Genomic DNA, 21,410 nt, shown 5'->3' on the forward strand with positions numbered 1-21,410 from the left:
CTATCTCACGAAAAGGTAATTTCCCAGGTCTTCATTCCGCCTTATGCTTCTGTTCCAGATAAGTCGGGTTCTCAGCGAGGATATAGATGGCTCGTTCCTTTCGGTCGTCCTTGAAACGGTCCGCTGCGGCAGGTGCCGCATTCGTCATGCTTTCGGGCGCTCTCGTCACGCCATCAGCGGCATGGGCGCAAGCCCAGGCGGCACAGGCAAATTCGCCTCTCGCACCGCCGCCCGGCGGTGGCCCCGCCTCGGTTGCCGATCTCGCAGAAGGCCTGCTGGATGCCGTGGTCAACATCTCCACCTCGCAAAGCGTCAAGAACGAGGGCGAGGGGCCGCAAAAGCCTGTCGTGCCGGAAGGCTCGCCCTTCCAGGAATTCTTCAACGACTTCTTCGATGGTGACGGCAAGGGTGAGGGCAACCGCAAGGTCAATTCGCTCGGCTCCGGCTTTGTCATCGATCCTGCCGGTTTCGTGGTGACCAACAACCACGTCATCGAAGGCGCCGATGATATCGAGGTAGTTTTTCCGAACGGCGACAAGCTGAAGGCAAAACTGATCGGTACCGACACCAAGACCGACCTCTCGGTTCTGAAAGTGGAGCCGAAAGCGCCGCTGAAATCGGTGCGGTTCGGTGATTCGCGCAAAATGCGGATCGGCGACTGGGTGATGGCGATCGGTAACCCGTTCGGCCTTGGCGGCTCGGTGACGCTCGGCATCATTTCGGCGCGCGGCCGTAACATCAATGCCGGCCCTTACGACAATTTCATCCAGACGGATGCCTCGATCAACAAGGGCAATTCCGGCGGGCCGCTGTTCAACACCAAGGGTGAGGTCATCGGCATCAACACGGCGATCATTTCGCCAAGCGGTGGCTCCATTGGTATCGGTTTCGCGGTGCCGACCGAACTTGCGGAAAACATCGTCAAGCAGCTGATCGAATTCGGCGAGACCCGTCGCGGCTGGCTCGGCGTGCGCATTCAGCCGGTAACGGATGATGTGTCGGCAAGCCTTGGCCTGAAGGCGGCGCAGGGCGCACTCGTGTCCGGTGTCATCAAGGGCGGCCCGGTCGATAACGGCACGATCCGTGCCGGCGACGTCATTCTCTCTTTCGACGGCAAGCCGGTGAAAGAAATGCGTGATCTGCCGCTGGCGGTGGCCGAAAGCCCGGTCGGCAAGGAAGTCGATGTCGTCGTCATGCGCGATGGCAAGGAGCAGACGGTTAAGGTGACGCTCGGTCAGCTGGAAGACAGTGCCGAGCCCGAGGAGAACGCTGGCCAGCCGGTCCTGCCGGAAGGCGAGGGCGAGGACATGGAGCCGGACAACGATATGGCCGAAAAACAGGCACCGGACGTAAAGCCGCCGGCAGATGCGGACAAGGTTGCGCCCAGCAGCCTCGGTCTGGCGCTGTCGTCTCTCGGTGAAGACCAGCGCAAGAGTTTTGGTATCGGTGCTGCCGTCAACGGTGTCGTGATCACTGCCGTCGAGCCCAACACCGCGGCTGCCGAAAAAGGCCTGAAGGCCGGCGATGTGATCGTTGAAGTCGGTCAGGACGCGGTGAAAAGCCCGGAGGATGTGACCAAGCGCGTGCAGGTGCTGAAAAGCGAAGGCCGCCGGTTCGCGCACATGATGGTATCAGGTGCCAATGGCGAATTGCGCATTGTCGCGGTGCCGCTGGAGTAGTCTGATTTCCGATAAAGATATTGGCCCGCTGGTGATCTCGTCAGCGGGCTTTTTCGTGTCTGGAGGGCCACAATTCTGTCGCCGCCGCATACACCAAATGATGTTTCAAATGCGGGTGTGTGTCGGGCACGCGCGGATGCTCGAAATCGAGCCATGGTTGGCGCTGCATGCCGATGCGCTGCATGACCGCCGTGGACCGCTGGTTTTCGGCAACGGCGAAGGAGAGGACCGCCTTCATGCCGCGTTTCACCAAGGCGTCGTCCAGCAAGGCCAGCGCTGATTCCGTCACATATCCATTGCCCCAGAAACGCGTGGCGAGCCGCCAGCCGATCTCGACCATGCCTTCAGGGAAAATGCCGGGCAGGTTGGTCGGTGACAGACCGCAGAAGCCCATTGGTTCATCGGTTTCCTTGAGGGCCATCGCGTAGAAACCGAGGCCGGTCTCGGTGATCATGCCGTTCAGCTTCTCCAGAACAGAATCCGATTCCTCGTAGCTGCGACGGAAGGGAAAAAATTCCATCACTTTCGGATCGGCATTGATCTCGCGAAAGAGGTCGCGGTCGGATGGCCGCCAGTTGCGGAGAATGAGGCGTTCGGTCTCGAGAATGATCACATTCGCCTCCCTGGCTTGTATCCGGTGTTTCAGGCGAGGGGAGCGAAGTCGGTCTTGCGATAACCCTGGATGTAGAGAAGGGCTGTCAGGTCGCCATGGTCGATGCGCATCCTGGCCTGTGCCGCCACGGTGGGCTTGGCGTGCAGCGCCACGCCCGAACCTGCTACGCCAAGCATGCCGAGATCATTGGCGCCATCACCGACGGCCATGGCGTCTTCCGGCGAAATCCCGAGCTTTTCCGCAAGGTCCATCAGAGCGTCGATCTTGGCCTGCTTGCCGAGGATCGGTTCGGCAACCTCACCGGTCAGCACGCCGTCCTTTTCGATAAGAATGTTGGCGCGGTCCTCGTCAAAGCCAAGCGTTGCCGCGATGCGGCTGGTGAAAACCGTGAAACCGCCGGAAACGAGTGCAGTGTAAAATCCCTTGGCCTTCATCGTGGCAATCAATTCGGGGCCGCCCGAGGTCAGCGTGATGCGCTTGGCGATGACCTCGTCAACGACGGTGATCGGCAGGCCTTTCAGCAGCGCCACGCGTTCGCGCAAAGCCGGCTCGAATTCGATCTCGCCGTTCATGGCGCGGGCGGTGATGTTTGCGACCTTGTCCTTGAGGTCGACTTCGGCGGCCAGTTCGTCGATGCATTCCTGACCGATCATGGTCGAATCCATGTCGGCGAGCAGGAGTTTCTTGCGACGTGTTTCGGTGTTCTGGATGACAAGGTCGATCGGCTTGTCGGCAATGACAGCCCGGATGGCGGCTTCGATCGCTACGAGATCGGCACCGTCGCGCAGGGCGATATCGCAGGCGATACCATCGGCCAGCCAGTAAAGACCGGAGGCGTTTGCGGCTTCGGCTGCCTGTTCTCCCAGCCCTGCGGTCAGAACGGGATTTGACGGATGGGCAATGAGCGTGGCAACGAAAGCCATGATGAGCGACCTTGTGGACGATTTCGACGCGATCCTGATAACCGGGCCGACTGCCAGCGGCAAGTCGGCGCTGGCGGTTGATTTTGCCAAACGCCATGACGGCGTGGTGATCAATGCCGACAGCATGCAGGTTTACGACACTTTGCGCGTGCTGACGGCTCGTCCGGCGGAAGAAGACATGGAAGGCGTGCCGCACCTGCTTTACGGGCATGTGCCGGCCACAACGGCCTATTCTACAGGTGAGTGGCTGCGTGATGTACAGCGGCTGCTGGCCGATCTGAAACGCGAAGGGCGTCTGCCGGTTCTGGTCGGCGGCACCGGCCTTTATTTCAAGGCGCTGACCGGCGGCCTGTCGGATATGCCGGCGATACCGGATGATCTGCGCGAATCGCTGCGCCAGCGGATGGCGCTGGAAGGGCCGGAAGTTCTGCACGCGGAACTGGCTTCACGCGATGCAGAGACGGCGGCGCGACTTCAGGTGAAGGATGGGCAGCGTATTTTGCGGGCGCTGGAAACCCATATCCATACCGGCCGTTCCATTTCATCTTTTCAGGAAACGCGGGGGCCGATGATCATCGATCCGTCGCGGGCGAAAAAGATCGTCGTCCTGCCGGAACGACCGATATTGCATGACCGGATAAACCGTCGTTTCGAGATCATGCTCCAGACCGGAGCCATCGAAGAGGTTGGCGCGCTGATGGCCTTGCAGCCGGCGCCGGACATGCCGGTGATGAAGGCGATCGGTGTCAACGAGATTGCCGAGATGGATGCCGGGCGGATGCGTCGCGAGATGGTGATTGAGCGTGGCTCAGCGCTCACCCGGCAATATGCCAAGCGCCAGATGACCTGGTTTCGCAATCAGATGGATGACAGCTGGGAGCGCTGGCCGGGACCTGACGGACCAGCCAACGCCCACTGAACTTTTTCGGGTCAGTCCTTGTCGTAAAGGCTGCTGAGCGGCTTTTTCAGCAGGCTGTCGCGCAGCGATCCGCTGCCTTCGGAACGACCGAAAGCGGGGCGCGAGGCGTCTGTGCGGCCAAGTCCGGTGAAATCGGATGCGGCGTCGCGGCGGACTTCCGTAAAGCGTGTCGGCCGGGATGGCTCGGCATCGCGGGAAAGGCGTGGCAGCATATCCGGGCGGTACGGCTCCAGACCTTCCGTCGATTGCGGCTGGGCGGTCTGGCCGGGTGCAAGCGGTGGAATGTCTTCGGTGCGCATTTCGTTGTTCCAGCGTGCCAGTTCGGCATCGCTTGCGCCATCGTCGTCTGCATCATCGATGTAGTTATCCGTCTGCGAGAGCGAAAAACTCTGGCTGCTGACGCTGCGCTGAAAATTGCTGATGTCGGGGCCGGCGACGGAGCGCATGCGCGAGACGACGGAACGCAGATCCACGGTGTCGGGTGTTTCGTCATCCCCGTAATGGGCAGCGCTTGCGCCATTGGCTTTCGGCAGATGGCTCTGGTCGACACGGGTGAAGCGCATGCGCATAGGCACCGAGATGGCCTCGCCGAAGGCAATGGCTTCGCCGTTGCCGATCGACGATAGAAAACTTGTCGTCGAGATCGACGAGTTGGGAATGGCCGAGCGGATGATGTCCTGGTCCTTGTCATTGGCCAGTCGCATCGCAAAAACCGTCGAGCACTGTGACAGGATGGTCTGGTCGAGCTCGCCCGGACGCTGGGTGATAACACCGAGGGAAACGCCGTATTTACGACCTTCCTTGGCGATGCGGGCGATGGCCTGCCGGGTCGGCACGAAGCCGAGTTCGCGGTCGGCCGGCACGTAACGGTGGGCTTCCTCGCAGACGACCAGCATGTGAATGGCGCCATTGCTCCATAGCGCCAGTTCGAACGACATGCGGCAGAGGATGGAGACGACAGAATTGACGACTTCCGACGGAATGCCGGCCAGCTGGAACGTTGAGATCGGCCGATCGTCGCCGGGAATGCGGAAAATGTGCGCAATGGTCTCCATGATCGTGTCTTGGATCGTGTTGTTGGAGAACATGAAGTGGTAGCGCGGATCGTTGATCGCAGAGGTGACGCGCATTTTCAGCGAGCGCAGCACCGGCTTTTCGCTGCGGCCCTCAAGGCGGCCGATACGCTCGTCGATCAGGGCGAGAAGGTCGGCCATGCGATAAGGGACGGGCGTGTCGGCGGTGACCGAGCTTTTTTCGGTGGTGCGGCGCATCAGCGAGGAGTCGCTGCCGCGGAAAGCGCGTTTTGCCTCCGGAATGACGTCTCGCAGAATGTCGAGTTCGTCGGCGACCGGCGGGCGCCCACGGAAAACCACCTCGGCAAACTCTTCCAGCCGCATCAGCCAGAACGGCAGGTCGAGCGTGTCGGTATCAATGACGACCGCTTTTTCCGGGAAGGCTGCCGCGAATTCGTTGTGCGGATCGAGGATGAGTACGCGAAGCTTAGGATCGGCTTCGATAGCCTTGTTCAGCAGCAACGACACCGCCGTCGACTTGCCGACGCCGGTGGAGCCGACGACAGCGAAGTGTTTCGACAGCATCGACGGAATATGAATTGTCGCGTCGATCGCTTCGTCCTGCGTCAGCTTGCCGACAACGCAGCTTTCGCTCTGTCCGGTATCGTAAATGCGCACGAGGTCTGCCGCGCGGATGCGGTGGGCGATAGCGCCGAGATAGGGATAGCGGGAAATTCCGCGTGAAAATTCCTCACGGCCGTCCGGGCTGACGCGGACTTCGCCCAGCAGTTCGACCTCGATGCGGAATTCGTTGTCGCCACCGTCGATCCATTCGTTCTTCTCGGTCGACATGGAATAGGAAATGGCGACGACGCGGTTGGTGCCAACGCTGATCGAAATCAGACGCCCGACCGACCACAGTTCCGTCAGTCCTGTTTCGCCGTCTTCAGCGACTGCAGCAATGGTTGCGTGGGCGCCATTACAGGCAACGACTCGTCCAAGCAGCCGGTTGCCGGGCCTGTCGCCATCGCGCCGTTCCTGTTCGCCGGCCGTCATTGCTTTCTGAAAGTCACTGTTACGCACTAAATGGCCCCTATTCTCTGGGTCGGGCTGAAACGAACTAGCAATTACTTATGGGGCCTGCCCCTTTAATCTTGGGGGACATTAGCGCAGGCAGCTTAATAAGGGGTTTCAATAAGTTGTCGCATGCGACAAGTCTGTTTCATCTTGCCGGGCAGGGGCCGACGGCAATTTTTCAGCGCTTTCGCGTTGACGGGCAATATGTTTGCCGCTAACACTCGGCCCATGAAAAATTCGATCGCTCTTATTGTGGTGGGAACGCGCATGGGCAGGATGGTGTAACCATCCGGCGTTAGCCACCCATGCGCGGAAAGACAGGCTCCTCAAGGGGCCTTTTTTTATGCCTTGTTCCCGGTCGGCAAACACAATGCACAACGGATCGGAAGCAAAAAAACTCCAGCAGCAATCCCGGCCATTGCAGATATAAAAGGCCAGACCCCAGGAGGATATGACATGACGGATACGGCGGATAACGGCAACCGAATGACAGGCGCCGAAATCGTGCTTCGCGCTTTGAAGGACAATGGCGTCGAGCATATTTTCGGCTATCCCGGTGGCGCCGTGCTTCCGATCTATGACGAGATCTTTCAGCAGGAAGACATCCAGCACATTCTCGTCCGTCATGAACAGGGTGCCGGCCACGCGGCCGAAGGTTATGCCCGCTCCACCGGCAAGGTCGGCGTCATGCTCGTCACGTCCGGTCCCGGCGCCACCAATGCGGTGACGCCGCTGCAGGATGCGCTGATGGATTCGATCCCGCTCGTCTGCCTGACCGGCCAGGTGCCGACCACGCTGATCGGTTCCGATGCGTTTCAGGAAGCCGATACCGTCGGCATTACTCGGCCCTGCACCAAGCACAACTGGCTGGTGAAGAATGTCGACGAACTGGCCGGCATCATCCATGAAGCCTTCCGTATCGCCCAGAGTGGCCGTCCGGGTCCGGTCGTGGTCGATATCCCGAAGGATATCCAGTTTGCGACCGGCACCTATACGTCGCCATCCGAAATGGCGTCTTCGAAAAGCTACCAGCCCAAGGTCAATGGCGATCTCAATGCCATTCAGGCTGCTGTCGAACTGATGGCGACGGCGCGTCGTCCGGTTCTCTATACCGGCGGTGGTGTCATCAATGCCGGCCCGGAAGCTTCGAAACTGCTGCGCGAACTGGTCGAACTCACCAATTTCCCGATCACTTCGACGCTGATGGGCCTGGGTGCCTATCCGGCATCCGGCAAGAACTGGCTCGGCATGCTCGGCATGCACGGTTCCTACGAGGCCAATCTGACCATGCATGACTGCGATGTCATGGTTTGCGTCGGTGCGCGTTTCGACGACCGGATTACCGGTCGCCTGAATGCATTCTCGCCGAACTCGCGCAAGATCCACATCGATATCGACCCTTCGTCGATCAACAAGAACGTCCGTGTCGACATTCCGATCATCGGCGATGTCGGCCATGTTCTCGAAGACATGGTTCGCCTGTGGCGGGCGCTGCCCAAAAAGCCGGAAAAGGCGCAGACGGCCGAATGGTGGTCTTCGATAGAAACCTGGCGCGCCAGAAAGTCGTTCTCCTACAAGAACTCGAACGACGTCATCATGCCGCAATATGCGCTGGAGCGTCTTTACGAGGCGACCAAGGGGCATTCCACCTTCATCACCACGGAAGTTGGTCAGCACCAGATGTGGGCCGCCCAGTTCTTTGGCTTCGAGGAGCCGAACCGCTGGATGACCTCGGGTGGTCTCGGCACGATGGGTTACGGTCTGCCGGCAGCACTTGGCGTGCAGGTGGCACATCCCGATGCTCTGGTCATCGACATCGCCGGCGATGCCTCTATCCAGATGTGCATCCAGGAAATGTCTTGCGCCATCCAGCATAACCTGCCGGTCAAGATCTTCATCCTGAACAACCAGTACATGGGCATGGTGCGCCAGTGGCAGCAGCTGCTGCATGGCAACCGTCTGTCGAATTCCTACACGGAAGCCATGCCTGATTTCGTCAAGCTGGCGGAAGCCTATGGCGCGGTCGGCATGTATTGCGACGATCCGAAGGAACTGGACGAGAAGATTGCCGAGATGATTGCCGTGAAGGCTCCGGTCATCTTCGATTGCCGGGTTGCCAATCTCGCCAACTGCTTCCCGATGATCCCGTCGGGCAAGGCGCACAACGAGATGCTGCTGCCAGACGAAGCCACGGACGAAGCGGTTGCTCAGGCGATCGATGCGAAGGATCGCCAGCTCGTTTGATACGAGCCGGCATTCCAGACGAAGTTTTGAGGGAGCGAACCCAGATCATGAACGCACATCAGCAACCGACCGGCTCGGCCTATTTCATCAGCCCGGAGACCGCCAAAGTCGAGAGCCACACGCTATCGGTTCTCGTCACCAACGAACCGGGCGTTCTCGCCCGCGTCATCGGCCTTTTTTCCGGCCGTGGCTACAATATCGAAAGTCTCACCGTTTCGGAGACAGAACACGAGTCGCATCTGTCGCGCATCACCATCGTCACCAACGGTACGCCGCTGGTGCTGGAGCAGATCAAGGCGCAGCTGGAGCGCATCGTGCCGGTTCACCGCGTCGTCGACCTGACGGTGCGCGCCGGCCAGCTTGGCCAGGAACGCCCGATCGAGCGCGAAGTGGCGCTGATCAAGGTGGCCGGTTCGGGTGAAAGCCGCGCCGAGGCATTGCGGCTGGCAGATGCCTTCCAGGCCAAGGTGGTGGATGCAACGGTCGAACACTTCATCTTCGAGATCACCGGAAAATCGTCGAAGATCGACCAGTTCGTGGCGGTGGTGAAACCGCTCGGCCTCATCGAAGTCTGCCGCACCGGCATCGCAGCGATGAACCGCGGGCCGCAGGGCATGTAATCTTTTTTGGGGCGGTCCTTGGATCGCCCCACTTTCTTTTGGGTTACAGCATTTCCAGCGGTCGTGCCTTGGTCGGGGCTGGGAAGATAGCGTTGAGCTTCTGCCATTCGTCGTCCAGCAGCCGCAGTGCAAGCGCCCTGACATTTTCCTCGACATGCGCCTTGTTCGACGCCTTTGGAATGGCGATCACGCCAAAATGCTGAAGCACGAAGGCAAGCGCCACCTGTGCCGGCGTGGCGTTGTGAGCGCGGGCAATATCGATCAGGTCGGGATGGTGGGCGAGGCGGCCCTGCTCGATCGGCGAATAGGCCATGATCGGAATGCCATTGCCGACGCACCATGGCATCAGATCATATTCGATGCCGCGACGGCCGATATTGTAAAGAACCTGATTGACGGCGCAGCGATCGCCATGCGGCACTGAAAACAGTTCCTTCATGTCGGCGGTGTCGAAATTCGAAACGCCCCAGTTGCCGATCTTTCCCTGTTTGACGAGTGTCTTGAAACCTTCCACCGTTTCCGCCAGCGGGTGGCTGCCGCGCCAGTGCAGCAGGTAAAGGTCGATGCGGTCGGTGCGCATGCGTCGCAGGCTGCGCTCGCAGGCGGCGATCACGCCGTCGCGGCTGGCATTCTGGGGGTAGACTTTCGACACAAGGAAGACCTCGTGGCGACGCCCCTTGATCGCTTCGCCGACAATCTCTTCCGCACCGCCTTCGCCGTACATTTCCGCCGTGTCGATGAGCGTCATGCCGAGGTCCATGGCATGGCGAAGGGCGTCGATCTCTGCCGCCTTGTGTCGGGCGTTTTCGCCCATGTTCCAGGTGCCCGCGCCGAGCGTCGGTACACCGGTGCCATCGGGAAGTGAAACGGTTGGGTTGAGGATTTTCGGGGCGTCAGACATGGGGCTTCCGCTGCTGTTATTTCATCAACATAAGGCCTGTCGCCGAGATTTCCAGAACTTTTGGGCTGCACAATAACGTATGTCTACGGCGGGTAGCCGGATGTTACAGAGCCAGCGAATGCTGCGCGGCGATACAGATCAAAACAACGCCATCGTTATTGCCGGAATTGCGCTCACGAGGGAAATTGCCGGTAACATTCCTCGGCGACCCGGCGCAGCAGATCCCGCGAAATCTCGCCGGTCACGGCATACCCTAACGCGTTATCGATCCAGTAAAACGTTTCGAGCCTGTCGGCAGAAGCGAAGCGGAAACTCGTATTGCGGTTGTCCGCGTTGCGACCAACAAGCACCGTTATGCGCTGACCGAAGCCGTCCTCGTACATGAACATTGCACCCGCGCGGCCATCCACAGGCAAAAGCCGGCCGCCGACCAGCTTGAAACCGAGCGGTTTCAGATCCGGGACCTTCAGTTTGTCGATCGCCAGTCGTTTGCCCAGCCATGTCGCCAGATGTGTTTCCTCGTCTGCAAAAACCTCGACAGGATGCCGGACTTCGCTGGCGTAAACGAGAAAAGCGTTCTTGGACTCCTGTGGCAGGATCTCGCTATCGGTCAGTTCGATCTCGTGGGTATTCAGCAGACGCGGACCCAGATGGCCGACGGCTGCGCCAGCGGCAAATATCAACAGGACGGCGGCAACCATCGCCGGCAATCGGCGGCGGGTACTGAATACCGGTCTGCCGGCGTAGGTCACGAGCGCCTGATCTCCCGGTCGGGAAACGGCTTTGCTGGCAAAGGCTGCACGCAAGGCTTCATTATCGCTCTGCCAGTCGGCGAGCATGGTGGCGGCATCGGGGTTGTCCGCCAGGAACTGTTCGACACGCAGTCTGTCCTCGGCATCGAGAAAGCCGTCGACATAAGCATTGAGATCCGCATCGGTAACAGGCTTGGTGGCGCTCATTGCGGTCTCCGCATTTGAATGACGTTTTCCTGCCGCAGTTTTTCACGCAGCGCATGGCGCGCCCGCGACAGGCGTGACATCACCGTACCGAGTGGGATGTCCAGCATGTCGGCAACCTCCTGATAGCTGTGCCCCTCGACCACGACGAGCATCAGCACCGCCCGGAATTCCGGCGCGAGCGTTTCCAGTGCTGCCATCAGTCTGCGATTTTCGAGGGGGTCTGTGGCCATTTCGGGTTCGGCGGTTGCCGCCGCCTCGTCGATCGGCACCGTCGGATGACGTTGCTGCGTGCGGCGGCGGTTGAGGTGAAGATTGGTCATGATCCGGTATGTCCAGGATTTGAAACTGCCGCCACGCCACTGGTTGCCATGGACAAGCACCTTTTCGACGCAGTCCTGCAGAAGATCTTCGCCCTCGATGTCCGAGCGTGTAAGGCTGCGGGAATAACGACGCAATGCCGGCAGAAGGGCCAGCATGTCGGTCTCCACGGATGTCGATGCCTGATCGACGGCGGAGAAGGCTTTCCCCGCCGCCGATCCGCAATCGCCTTTGGTGTCGTCAGGGTTTCGCGACATCCCACACGCCATTCACGCCATCACCGGTGGTGTCGCCTTCCTTGGTGTCCTTGACCCAGTAGTAAAGCGGCATGCCGTCCTTGGCCCATTGTTTCTGCCCGTCCTTGCGGGTGACGAGCGAGTATGCACCTTCGGCCTTGGCATCGGAAGCGGCCAGAAGCGGCGGCCAGTTGGTGGCGCATTTGTCGTAGCAGTTGGAGGTACCGGACTTGTCGTTCTTGAATGTATAGAGCGTCATGCCCTTCTCGCCGGCAAGCACTTCGCCTTTGGCCGTCTTGACGGTTTTGACCGGGCTGGCGGCGAATGCCGCGGTGGCGAAGATGGTAGCGATCGTCAGGCTGGACAGGAATGTCGGTGTCTTCATCGGTTCTCTCCTCGGGTTAAGGGCGGTTTCCTCTGCCGTCCGATAGACAAGACACCGGTAGGGGCGCGTTTATTCCCGTCAAAGAAAATATTTTAAGACGAGATGCGGCTGGCAACAGCGCGTGGGGCGACTAAGTTCCACAGGAACGAATCGAGAGAGCAGATCTTGAAGGAAGCGCGATGACCCAGCCGGTGCGGATCGGGAATGAATATCTTACCGTCGAGGTTTCGCCGCTTGGCGCCGAGATGCAGAGCATGAAAACGAAGGACGGTCGCGACTGGCTCTGGGATGGTGATTCCGAGTATTGGACCGGCCGCTCGCCAATTCTGTTTCCGATTGTCGGCAAGGCGCCGGATGATCATGTCGAGATCGACGGCCATGTCTATCCGATGGCGCAGCATGGCTTTGCGCGCCGCACCACTTTCGATCTGACCGCTTCGACGCCTTCGATGTGTCGTTTCGAACTGGTGGCATCGGATGTTACGCATGCCGTCTATCCGTTCGATTTTCTGCTGGCGATCGAGCATTCGGTCGAAGGCCGAAAGCTGACCGTGGCCGCGGAGGTGGAGAACCGCGGCGAAGCCGATATGCCCTTCGGCCTCGGCTTCCATCCGGCGTTTCTCTGGCCGCTGCCGGGGGCTGAAGGCAAGCCTCACGAGCTCGTGCTGGACAATGGTGGTGAACCGGCGCTGTCACGGCTTGAGGGTGGCCTTGTTCCTCGCACGCTGCTCGATTCGCCGTTCAAGGCAGGGCGCCTGACGGTTCAGCACTCGATGTTCGAGGCCGATGCGATGATCTTTCCGCAAGGCGCAGGCAACGGCCTGACCTACGGCGTTGAAGGCGGTCCGCAATTGCATTTTACATTCGAGAACTTGCCCAATCTGGCTTTGTGGCAGAAGGTCGGCGCGCCCTTCCTCTGCATCGAGCCATGGCATGGCATGGCCGCCAAGGCCGGTGCCGGTCTGGAACTCTCGGCCCGCCCGTCGACCACCACTCTGGCGCCCGGAGCAAAAGCGAGGTTCGCCTTCACGGTCGAACTGCCGGCCTGATCAGGCGCTTCAAACATCGGTCAGGGGCTGTCCCAAGGTTTTTAGCCCCGCCCATTTGATCCTCTTTCGTTCTTTTCTGTTGCTTTGGCTGTCCGAATCCTGCCAAGTCGCGGCATGCAATTTGCTCCGCAACAGGACGAGGCCCTGAAGGCCGTTTCCGACTGGCTGAAAGCCGGTCGCACGCCGGTTTTCCGGTTGTTTGGTTATGCCGGCACCGGCAAGACCACGCTTGCAAAACACTTTGCCGAGCATGTCGATGGCGATGTGCTGTTTGCGGCTTTCACCGGCAAGGCGGCGCAGGTTCTGCGCTCGCGCGGTGCCAGCAATGCCAAGACGATCCATTCGCTGATCTATCGCCCGCGCGGCGAGGAAGCGGTCGAGGATGAAGATACCGGCAAGACCTCGATCGCGCCGATGTTCTCCATCAATCGTCAGAGCCCGGTTGCCAAGGCGGCACTGATCGTCATCGACGAATGCTCGATGGTGGACGAGGCGCTTGGCCGTGACCTGATGAGTTTTGGCACGCCCATTCTCGTGCTTGGCGATCCTGGCCAGCTGCCGCCGGTCTCGGGCGGCGGTTATTTTACCGAACAGGACCCCGATTACCTGCTGACCGACATTCACCGTCAGGCACGCGACAACCCGATCATCCAGCTTGCCATGCAGATCCGCGAGGGCAAGGAAATCATGCATGGCGATTACGGTACCGCCAAGGTGATTTCCCGAAACGAGGTCAATCAGGAACTGGTGCTGGAGGCGGATCAGGTTCTGGTCGGCACCAACAAGACCCGCAAGCGCTATAATCAGCGCCTTCGGGAGTTGAAGGGTTTTACCGCCGACTATCCGCAATCGGGTGACAAGCTGGTCTGCCTGCGCAACGATCAGGTCAAGGGCCTGCTCAACGGCTCGTTGTGGCAGGTCATGAGTTCGTCCCGCGAAACCGTCAAGCCCGGCATCAATCTGATGATCCGGCCGGAAGACGACGATATGGACCGCGGCGCAGCCAAGATCAAACTGCTCAAGCAGTCTTTCGAGACCGAAGAGGAAATCCCGTGGTCGACGCGCAAGCGTTACGACGAGTTCGATTACGGTTATGCCCTGACGGTACATAAGGCGCAGGGTTCGCAGTGGAACAATGTCGTTTTGTTCGACGAAAGCTGGGCTTTTCGCGATACCCGTGAGCGCTGGCTCTACACGGCCGTGACGCGTGCAGCCGAAACGCTGACCATCGTGCGATAAACTCAGTTCGGCAACATGCCGGACAGGATTGCCTTTGCCGCCGCCTGATAGCGGTTTGCCGCATCAAGCTTGGTCATGATCGTGTCTTCCAGCCTCTGCAGTTCACCGCTGCAGATGCCGAGCGCCAATGCGAGGCTGCCGCCCTTGTAGCCTTCGGTCATCAGGCCAAGGCAGCGTTTTTCCATGTCGGAGAGCCGAGCCGGCGGCTCTGCTGTCGATAGCGCAGGCATAGGCTCCTCCTCGCTGCTCATGATCGTGCGAATCCGGGTAATTTTTCGAGTGATCAGCGATATTTCGGTGACCAGCCGTCTGCGATGGGTGGATAGGCAATCCCGAAACAGTTCATCGGCCTCCAACTGCGATTGCGTCAGGCTCAACCGTTCCATCAGGTCTTGAATATCGGCGAGCGTCATGCCGATTTCGCGACACGTATTGATGACCATCATGCGCATCACGCAGCCGGTGTCATAGATCCGCATCGTGCCTGTGCGTTCGGGGATAAGAAGGTTCTTTTCCTCGTAGAAATGCAGCGTGCGATGGGTGACGCCGAACAGATCCGCCATTTCGGCAATCGGTAGCGGTTGAGCCGGCAGGGCATCGATACCCGCCAGATGCGGCAGGAAACCGGCCGGGAAGGCCGACAGATGGGCTGGCACCTGCAGGGTGCCAAAAAGATCGAGACTTTCTCGCATGATGCTCCTTTGTCGCGCGAGACTGGTGCCGGCTTTGCACGGTCACCATTCAATCCCTCCCTGCTTCCCTCGAATCACCGAGGCGCAGCTTTTATGAGCAGATGGTGACATTTTCACCATCCGTAGTGAATCCTCACTCTCCATCCATAATAAGTTGTATTTTCTGTATTCTTCGCGCAGGCATCAATCGTGCTGCACGCGCGTTTTTGTCAAAAAACGTTGTGTGTGACGACGGATGGCTTAAAGCTCGCAAACGTTAAATGCCTTTGTGACCATCCCGTGGGGACGCCTGCTCATGCCGACTACGCTTTCCGTGAACGTCAATGCCATTGCCATGCTACGCAATCGCCGCGATCTGCCGTGGCCGAGCCTGGAACATCTCGGTCGGATCGCGTTGCAGGCGGGTGCGAGCGGACTGACCGTGCATCCGCGTCCCGACCAGCGGCATATCCGCTTTTCCGACCTGCCGGTTCTCCGCGCCTTGATCGATGACGAGTTTCCGCAGGCGGAATTCAATATCGAAGGTTATCCCAGCGAGGATTTTCTGGCGCTGTGCGAGCGTACCGAGCCGGAGCAGGTGACGTTGGTGCCTGACGACCCGGCACAGGCCACTTCGGATCACGGTTTCGACTTTCGTGCCGATCAGGAGATGTTGAAGCGGGTGGTTGGCCGGCTAAAGAGCAAGGGCATGCGGGTATCGTTGTTCGCGGATGGTGACGGCGATGTCGAGGCGGTGCGGCTGGCCAAATCGACAGGCGCTGACCGTATCGAGCTTTACACCGGTCCTTATGGCGGCTGTTACGAAGACGCGGCTGCCGGCGCTGCCATTCTGGAAAAGCTTGGGCAGACGGCGGATGCCGCAATCGCCGAGGGGCTTTCCGTCAATGCAGGGCATGACCTGACCGTGGCGAACCTTCCGGCACTGGTGAAGCGCATTCCGAAACTGGCGGAAGTCTCGATCGGCCATGGCCTGACGTCGGATGCGCTGGAGTTCGGCATGGCGGAAACCGTGCGGCGCTTCCGGCGCGCCTGCGGGCAGACAATCTGACGCAGTTTTCAAATTGACGATTATCAGTAAATAACCATATTGCGTCGCAGCATCCATATTGTCGATGCGTTTCCCGGAAGGAATGGTTGTGACTGAACATCGTGTTGTCGTCGTCGGCGGTGGCTTTGCAGGCCTGCAGCTTGTGCATTCTCTCAAAGGTGCTCCGGTCAAGATCACCCTCGTCGACCGACGCAATCATCACCTTTTCCAGCCGCTGCTCTATCAGGTCGCGACGACGGTTCTAGCGACTTCTGAAATCGCATGGCCAATCCGCCGCCTTTATCGCGATCGCCCGGATGTGACGACACTGCTGGACGAAGTGCTTGGTGTCGACCGCGCCAGCCGGACGGTGCAGCTGAAATCCGGCGAAGTGCTGGAATACGATACGCTGGTTCTGGCCACCGGTGCCCGCCACGCCTATTTCGGTCGCGACGACTGGGAAAGCGTGGCGCCCGGTCTGAAGACGCTGGAGGATGCGACCACACTGCGTCGCCGCGTGCTTCTGGCGTTCGAGCGTGCCGAACTGACCAACCGCACCGCCGAACTGGATGCGCAACTGACCTTCGCCATTATCGGCGCCGGCCCGACCGGAGTTGAAATGGCCGGCATGATCGCCGAACTGGCGCATCAGGTCCTGCCGTCGGAATTCCGCAAGATCGATACCAAGCGTACCCGCGTGCTTCTGGTCGAGGCCGGCCCGCGTGTGCTTCCGGCGTTTTCCGAGGATCTTTCGGCCTATGCTAAGTCGGCGCTGGAAAAGCTCGGCGTCGAAGTGCTGACCGGCAAGCCGGTGACGGCGATCACCGAGGATGGCGTGACGATCGGCGACACGTTCGTTCCGGCCCGCACCGTGATGTGGGCGGCCGGCGTTCAGGCGTCTCCGGCGGCAAAATGGCTGGATATCGAGGCCGACCGGGCAGGGCGTGCAGTCGTTGGTCCCGATCTCGCCATTGCCGACGATGCGAACATTTTTGTTCTCGGCGACACAGCGCTTGTCCTGCAGGACGGCAAGCCGGTGCCGGGCATTGCGCCGGCGGCAAAGCAGCAGGGCGCTTATGTCGCCAAACTTCTTCACGCGCGTCTTGCCGGCAAGCCGGTGCCGGGACCGTTCCGCTATCGCCATCAGGGAAGTCTGGCGACCATCGGCCGCCGTGCCGCCGTGATCGATTTCGGCAAGTTCAAGCTGAAGGGTGGGCTTGCCTGGTGGATCTGGGGGCTTGCCCACATCTACTTCCTGATCGGCAATCGCTCTCGCCTTGCGGTCGCATGGAGCTGGATGTGGACGCATATGTCGGGCCTGCACAGCGCCCGGCTGATCACCCAGAAGGAAACGCTGAAAGATGAATCCTGAGGCGGTTTACGCGTTTACGTGAGCGAAAAATCCACGGCCGCCTGTGCATGCACGGCGGCCGAATCTATTCCGGGAAGCGGCAGTTGCTTGGGGTCGAGCAGAAGGCAGATCTCCGTGCAGCCGAGTATGACGCTGTCGGCTCCGGACGCCTTTGCCTTGTCGATCATGCCGAGGGCTGTTTCGCGTGAGCTTTCCCTGACCGTGCCGGCACACAGTTCGTTGAAGATGATGTCGTGGATTGCGGTGCGGTCGTCCGGTTCAGGTGTCATGACGTCGATGCCGAGGGACGTCATGCGATCAGTATAAAAGCCATGCTCCATCGTGTAACGGGTGGCGAGCAGAAGCGGACGGCGCAGGCCTTGTGCGGCAAGCGCTTCGGCAGTTTCATCGATGATATGAATGAGCGGGATATCGACGGCCGCAGCCACCTGCGGGGCGACGAGATGCATGGTGTTGGTACAGATCAGCACGCAGGCGGCACCCGCCGCCTGAAGTCGTCTGGCGCTTGTCGATAGCGCATCGGCGGCCAGATCCCAGCGGCCGCTTTTCTGCATATCGACGATGTCTGCGAAATTTACCGAATGCATCATCAGGTCTGCCGAAGCAAAGCCGCCCATGCGGTCGCGCACCATCTCATTGATCAGCCGGTAATAGACTTCCGTGCTTTCAAAGCTCATGCCGCCGATCAGGCCGATGGTGCGCATTCATGTCTCCGTGAAAAGTGAGATTAGCTGCGACACGCTCTAGTCTCACTTCCACATTCTGGCAATCGCGGCTTAGCCAACCAGCGCGGCGCGGCTTTCCTCAAAGAATGCCTGCAGCGATTGCGGGTCGCGGCCGGTCAGCGCCTTGAAATCGCCGGTGACGAGGTCGAAATTGCCGGCGGCGACGTTGGCGTCTGCCGAGGCCAGCATGCGCACCACAAAATCCGGCAGGCCTGCGGCTGCCATGCCGGCGGCGAGCTGCTCGCCATTCACCTGTACCACGTCCAGAGGTTTTCCTGCAGCCTTGGAAACGATGGCTGCGATCTGATCGGCGTTGAGTGATTGCGAGCCGGTAAGGGTGAGCGTCTGGTTACCGGCAGGCGGGTTGGCGAGTGCGGCGGCGGCGGCGCGGGCGCAGTCGTCACGGGAGATATTGGCAACCTTGCCTTCGCCGGTCGCGGTGAACCATTTTCCGCCCTCAAGATTGTGCGGCATGCTCATCAGGTAATTGTCGTGATACCAGGCATTGCGCAGGATGGTGTAGCTGAGGCCGCTTGCCTTGATGGCTTCTTCGGTGCCGAGATGGTCGGGCGCGAAGCTCACCAGCGATTTGTCCGGGTTCGGCATCGACGTGTAAAGCACATGGCTCACGCCTGCCTTTTTGGCCGCGTTGACGGCATTGCTGTGCTGTTGCAGACGCGCCCCGGGAACGGCCAGTTCGTCGGTGGAAATGATCAGCACGCGCTCAACGCCGGTAAAGGCGGCTTCCAGCCCCGCTTCATCGGTGAAATCCGCCTTGCGGGCCTCGATGCCGAGTGCGGCCAGATCGGCCAGCTTGGAGGTGTCGCGGCTGGCTGCGACAATGTCTGCTGCCGGAACTTGCACAGTCTCCAGAAGGTGGCGGATGACGGCGCGGCCGAGTTGGCCATTGGCGCCGGTGACGAGAAGCTTTGCCATGAATGTTTCCTTATCCCTGATGTCTTCCTGAATGGAAGATATGTCGCTCTCAAAAAGAGACCAGGGATAGAATAGGAATTGACGTGCTTCTGTAAAGAAGGCAGTTTTTGGGGAGATCGTTACCTAAAGGGAACCACCTCATGAATACCAATGTCCGCGTTCCACAATTTGCCGGCAAGGAATGCGACATGTCCAACTGGGATGCCGGCAATTGCCCGGTGCGTGATGTCATCAACCAGATTTCCGGAAAGTGGTCGACGCTTCTGCTGCAGGCCCTGGCGGAGCGGCCCTATCGGTTTGGCGAGTTGCGGCGGCTGGTGCCGGATATTTCGCAGCGCATGCTGACCCAGACGCTGCGTGAATTGCAGCGGGACGGCTATATCGACCGCGAGGTCTTTCCCACCAAGCCGCCAAGTGTCGAATACCGGATGACGGAGCTCGGCATGTCGCTATTTCGGCCGCTGTCGCTGGTGCTCGATTGGGCGCAGGCCAATCATACGGCAGTGAAGGCGGCACGGGTGAAGTTCGATTCCGAGCTATAGGTCGCCGGCATTTGAATGCTGCCGAACTGGCTACAGTCAATTTTCAGGGAATTTGTTGCGCACATCCTCTTGACGACGCAATAAGCCGCAAGTACGAAGAACCGTACCGTACGGTACCTATTCCGTACGTCGCCGTTTTGAGGAAAACATCGTGCCCGCTGACACCGCCACATCGGCAAAGTTTACGCCGCGCCAGAGCGCCGTTCTGGCCGAGGCACTGCGTCTTCTCGTCGAAGGTGGAGACAAGGCGCTGACGACCTCCGGTCTGGCGCGGGCTGCCAACTGTTCCAAGGAAAGCCTGTACAAATGGTTCGGTGACCGCGACGGTCTGCTGGCAGCAATGATTTCGTTCCAGCAGAGCAAGGTGCGCACGGCGGATCGCAGCGGCGAGCGCCTGAGCACGGACGCTCTGCGCGAACATCTCGAGATTTTTGCGCGTGATCTGCTGGAAGTTCTGGCCGGCGATGTTTCGCTGGCGCTGAACCGGCTGGCGATCGGGCAGTCGAGCCGCGATGGCTCCAAGCTTGGAAAGATGTTGCTCGAGCATGGTCGTCGTGAAATCGACCGTCGGGCGAGGGCGCTGATCGACACCGGAAAGCGCTCCGGCCTGCTGCGTTTTCACGATGCCGACGAGGCTTACCATACATTTTACGGTCTGGTCGTTTCCGACCTGCATGTGCGCATGCTGCTCGGCGAGTCAGGCCTCAAGGACAATGGCCGGCAGGCGCAAAAGGCTGTCGAGGCCTTTCTCCTCCTGCACGGAACCAACAAGGATACCGTGGAGGCCGTTCGTGCCTCCTCGGCGCGATAACAACCTTAGTCACACGCCGGATGCCTGATGGACCGGCAGAACAAACCGCTCGCATAGGGAAGGAATTTTAGGATGCGCGTTTATTACGATCGTGATGCCGACATCAACCTCATCAAGTCCAAGAAGGTCGCCATCATCGGCTACGGTTCCCAGGGTCGCGCGCACGCGCTGAACCTGAAGGATTCCGGCGCCCAGAACATGGCGATCGCTCTGAAGGCCGGTTCGGCAACAGCCAAGAAGGCTGAAGCCGATGGCTTCAAGGTCATGACGGTTGCTGAAGCGGCCGGTTGGGCCGACCTTATGATGATGGCAACGCCTGACGAACTGCAGGCCGACATCTACCGCGACGAAATTGCCGCCAATATCCGCGACGGTGCCACCATCGCATTCGCGCACGGCCTCAACGTGCATTTCGGCCTGATCGAGCCGAAGGCTTCGATCGATGTCGTCATGATCGCACCGAAGGGCCCGGGCCACACGGTTCGCGGCGAATACCAGAAGGGCGGCGGCGTTCCTTGCCTCGTTGCCATCCACCAGAACGCTTCGGGCAATGCGCTTGAACTGGCTCTGTCCTACGCCTGCGGCGTTGGTGGCGGCCGTTCGGGCATCATCGAGACGACGTTCAAGGAAGAGTGCGAAACCGATCTTTTCGGCGAGCAGGTCGTTCTGTGCGGCGGTCTGGTCGAGCTGATCCGCGCCGGCTTCGAAACGCTGGTCGAAGGCGGTTACGCCCCGGAAATGGCCTATTTCGAGTGCCTGCACGAAGTGAAGCTGATCGTCGACCTGATCTATGAAGGCGGCATCGCCAACATGAACTACTCGATCTCGAACACAGCCGAGTGGGGCGAATACGTCACCGGCCCGCGCATCATCACTGCCGAAACCAAGGCTGAAATGAAGCGCGTTCTGACCGATATCCAGACCGGCAAGTTCACCTCGGACTGGATGCAGGAATACCGTGCCGGCGGCGCCCGCTTCAAGGGTATCCGTCGCCTCAACGACAGCCACCAGATCGAGGAAGTCGGCACCAAGCTGCGCGCCATGATGCCCTGGATCGGCAAGAACAAGCTGGTCGACAAGGCCGTCAACTAAACGGCTAATGCCTGGTCGACCGTTGTGATCGACTGACA

Annotated in this window: 21 protein-coding genes; 11 read left to right on the forward strand and 10 right to left on the reverse strand. The window is 59.9% G+C overall.

The window, feature by feature from the left end; translation table 11 throughout:
• Positions 1-86: 86 nt before the first annotated feature.
• Entirely contained in the window at positions 87-1,679 is a 1,593-nt protein-coding gene (locus EDF70_RS05125) for a Do family serine endopeptidase (protein ID WP_132272221.1), read from the forward strand.
• Positions 1,680-1,719: 40 nt separating this feature from the next.
• On the opposite strand, the gene EDF70_RS05130 is transcribed toward EDF70_RS05125, so the two are convergent.
• On the reverse strand, positions 1,720-2,292 hold the full coding sequence (locus EDF70_RS05130) for a GNAT family N-acetyltransferase (RefSeq protein WP_132272222.1): 573 nt from the start codon (positions 2,290-2,292) through the stop codon (positions 1,720-1,722).
• 29 nt (positions 2,293-2,321) lie between these two features.
• Positions 2,322-3,215 (reverse strand): phosphoserine phosphatase SerB, encoded by an 894-nt coding sequence (gene serB, locus EDF70_RS05135; protein WP_132272223.1) that lies wholly within the window; start codon positions 3,213-3,215, stop codon positions 2,322-2,324.
• Here serB and miaA point away from each other — a divergent pair.
• Positions 3,214-4,134: a tRNA (adenosine(37)-N6)-dimethylallyltransferase MiaA gene (miaA, locus tag EDF70_RS05140; protein WP_132272577.1), complete on the forward strand. Its 921-nt coding sequence runs from the start codon at positions 3,214-3,216 to the stop codon at positions 4,132-4,134. The genes serB and miaA overlap by 2 nt on opposite strands.
• 11 nt (positions 4,135-4,145) lie before the next feature.
• Here the strand turns inward: miaA and EDF70_RS05145 are convergent, their stop codons facing one another.
• Positions 4,146-6,203, reverse strand: a complete 2,058-nt coding sequence (locus EDF70_RS05145; RefSeq protein ID WP_165931953.1) for an ATP-binding protein — start codon at positions 6,201-6,203, stop codon at positions 4,146-4,148.
• 477 nt (positions 6,204-6,680) lie between these two features.
• Between EDF70_RS05145 and EDF70_RS05150 the strand changes: the two genes are divergently transcribed.
• Both EDF70_RS05150 and ilvN read left to right on the forward strand, forming a co-directional pair.
• A complete protein-coding gene (locus EDF70_RS05150) occupies positions 6,681-8,468 on the forward strand; it encodes an acetolactate synthase 3 large subunit (RefSeq protein WP_132272225.1) in 1,788 nt (595 codons plus the stop codon).
• A 47-nt stretch (positions 8,469-8,515) separates the two neighbouring features.
• The gene (ilvN, locus tag EDF70_RS05155; RefSeq protein ID WP_132272226.1) at positions 8,516-9,088 is read left to right on the forward strand and encodes an acetolactate synthase small subunit; all 573 of its coding nucleotides are present in this window, start codon (positions 8,516-8,518) and stop codon (positions 9,086-9,088) included.
• Between the two features lie 43 nt (positions 9,089-9,131).
• Here the strand turns inward: ilvN and EDF70_RS05160 are convergent, their stop codons facing one another.
• The 4 genes from EDF70_RS05160 to EDF70_RS05175 all read right to left on the reverse strand — a co-directional run bounded on the left by EDF70_RS05160 (position 9,132) and on the right by EDF70_RS05175 (position 11,887).
• Complete coding sequence (locus EDF70_RS05160; protein WP_132272227.1) at positions 9,132-9,989, reverse strand: aldo/keto reductase; 858 nt, start codon at positions 9,987-9,989, stop codon at positions 9,132-9,134.
• 173 nt (positions 9,990-10,162) lie between these two features.
• Positions 10,163-10,948, reverse strand: a complete 786-nt coding sequence (locus EDF70_RS05165; protein WP_132272228.1) for an anti-sigma factor — start codon at positions 10,946-10,948, stop codon at positions 10,163-10,165.
• Positions 10,945-11,424, reverse strand: a complete 480-nt coding sequence (locus tag EDF70_RS05170; protein ID WP_245519075.1) for an RNA polymerase sigma factor — start codon at positions 11,422-11,424, stop codon at positions 10,945-10,947. The genes EDF70_RS05165 and EDF70_RS05170 overlap by 4 nt, the downstream gene beginning before the upstream one ends.
• 82 nt (positions 11,425-11,506) lie before the next feature.
• Positions 11,507-11,887, reverse strand: a complete 381-nt coding sequence (locus tag EDF70_RS05175; RefSeq protein ID WP_132272230.1) for a hypothetical protein — start codon at positions 11,885-11,887, stop codon at positions 11,507-11,509.
• Between the two features lie 179 nt (positions 11,888-12,066).
• Between EDF70_RS05175 and EDF70_RS05180 the strand changes: the two genes are divergently transcribed.
• Together EDF70_RS05180 and EDF70_RS05185 are read left to right on the forward strand one after the other, a co-directional pair.
• Entirely contained in the window at positions 12,067-12,936 is an 870-nt protein-coding gene (locus tag EDF70_RS05180) for an aldose 1-epimerase family protein (protein WP_132272231.1), read from the forward strand.
• Positions 12,937-13,050: 114 nt separating this feature from the next.
• Complete coding sequence (locus EDF70_RS05185; protein ID WP_132272232.1) at positions 13,051-14,175, forward strand: ATP-dependent RecD-like DNA helicase; 1,125 nt, start codon at positions 13,051-13,053, stop codon at positions 14,173-14,175.
• Between the two features lie 2 nt (positions 14,176-14,177).
• On the opposite strand, the gene EDF70_RS05190 is transcribed toward EDF70_RS05185, so the two are convergent.
• Positions 14,178-14,867 (reverse strand): MerR family transcriptional regulator, encoded by a 690-nt coding sequence (locus EDF70_RS05190; protein ID WP_132272233.1) that lies wholly within the window; start codon positions 14,865-14,867, stop codon positions 14,178-14,180.
• Positions 14,868-15,162: 295 nt separating this feature from the next.
• Here EDF70_RS05190 and EDF70_RS05195 point away from each other — a divergent pair, with 295 nt between their 5' ends.
• Positions 15,163-15,915 (forward strand): pyridoxine 5'-phosphate synthase, encoded by a 753-nt coding sequence (locus EDF70_RS05195; RefSeq protein WP_132272234.1) that lies wholly within the window; start codon positions 15,163-15,165, stop codon positions 15,913-15,915.
• 88 nt (positions 15,916-16,003) lie between these two features.
• A complete protein-coding gene (locus EDF70_RS05200; RefSeq protein ID WP_132272235.1) occupies positions 16,004-17,266 on the forward strand; it encodes an NAD(P)/FAD-dependent oxidoreductase in 1,263 nt (420 codons plus the stop codon).
• 14 nt (positions 17,267-17,280) lie between these two features.
• Here the strand turns inward: EDF70_RS05200 and EDF70_RS05205 are convergent, their stop codons facing one another.
• On the reverse strand, positions 17,281-17,970 hold the full coding sequence (locus EDF70_RS05205; RefSeq protein ID WP_132272236.1) for an aspartate/glutamate racemase family protein: 690 nt from the start codon (positions 17,968-17,970) through the stop codon (positions 17,281-17,283).
• Between the two features lie 72 nt (positions 17,971-18,042).
• The gene (locus EDF70_RS05210; protein WP_132272237.1) at positions 18,043-18,927 is read right to left on the reverse strand and encodes an SDR family oxidoreductase; all 885 of its coding nucleotides are present in this window, start codon (positions 18,925-18,927) and stop codon (positions 18,043-18,045) included.
• 140 nt (positions 18,928-19,067) lie between these two features.
• Between EDF70_RS05210 and EDF70_RS05215 the strand changes: the two genes are divergently transcribed.
• The 3 genes from EDF70_RS05215 (at position 19,068) to ilvC (ending at position 21,372) form a co-directional block, all read left to right on the forward strand.
• Positions 19,068-19,469 carry a helix-turn-helix domain-containing protein gene (locus EDF70_RS05215; protein ID WP_132272238.1) on the forward strand — a complete coding sequence of 134 codons (402 nt, stop codon included), beginning with the start codon at positions 19,068-19,070 and terminating at the stop codon, positions 19,467-19,469.
• 151 nt (positions 19,470-19,620) lie between these two features.
• A complete protein-coding gene (locus EDF70_RS05220) occupies positions 19,621-20,280 on the forward strand; it encodes a TetR/AcrR family transcriptional regulator (protein ID WP_132272239.1) in 660 nt (219 codons plus the stop codon).
• A 72-nt stretch (positions 20,281-20,352) separates the two neighbouring features.
• Positions 20,353-21,372, forward strand: coding sequence for a ketol-acid reductoisomerase (gene ilvC, locus EDF70_RS05225; protein ID WP_132272240.1), 1,020 nt, complete (start codon positions 20,353-20,355; stop codon positions 21,370-21,372).
• Positions 21,373-21,410 lie beyond the last annotated feature (38 nt).

This window comes from Neorhizobium sp. JUb45 (assembly GCF_004343585.1).
In the GTDB taxonomy this organism is placed as follows: domain Bacteria; phylum Pseudomonadota; class Alphaproteobacteria; order Rhizobiales; family Rhizobiaceae; genus Neorhizobium.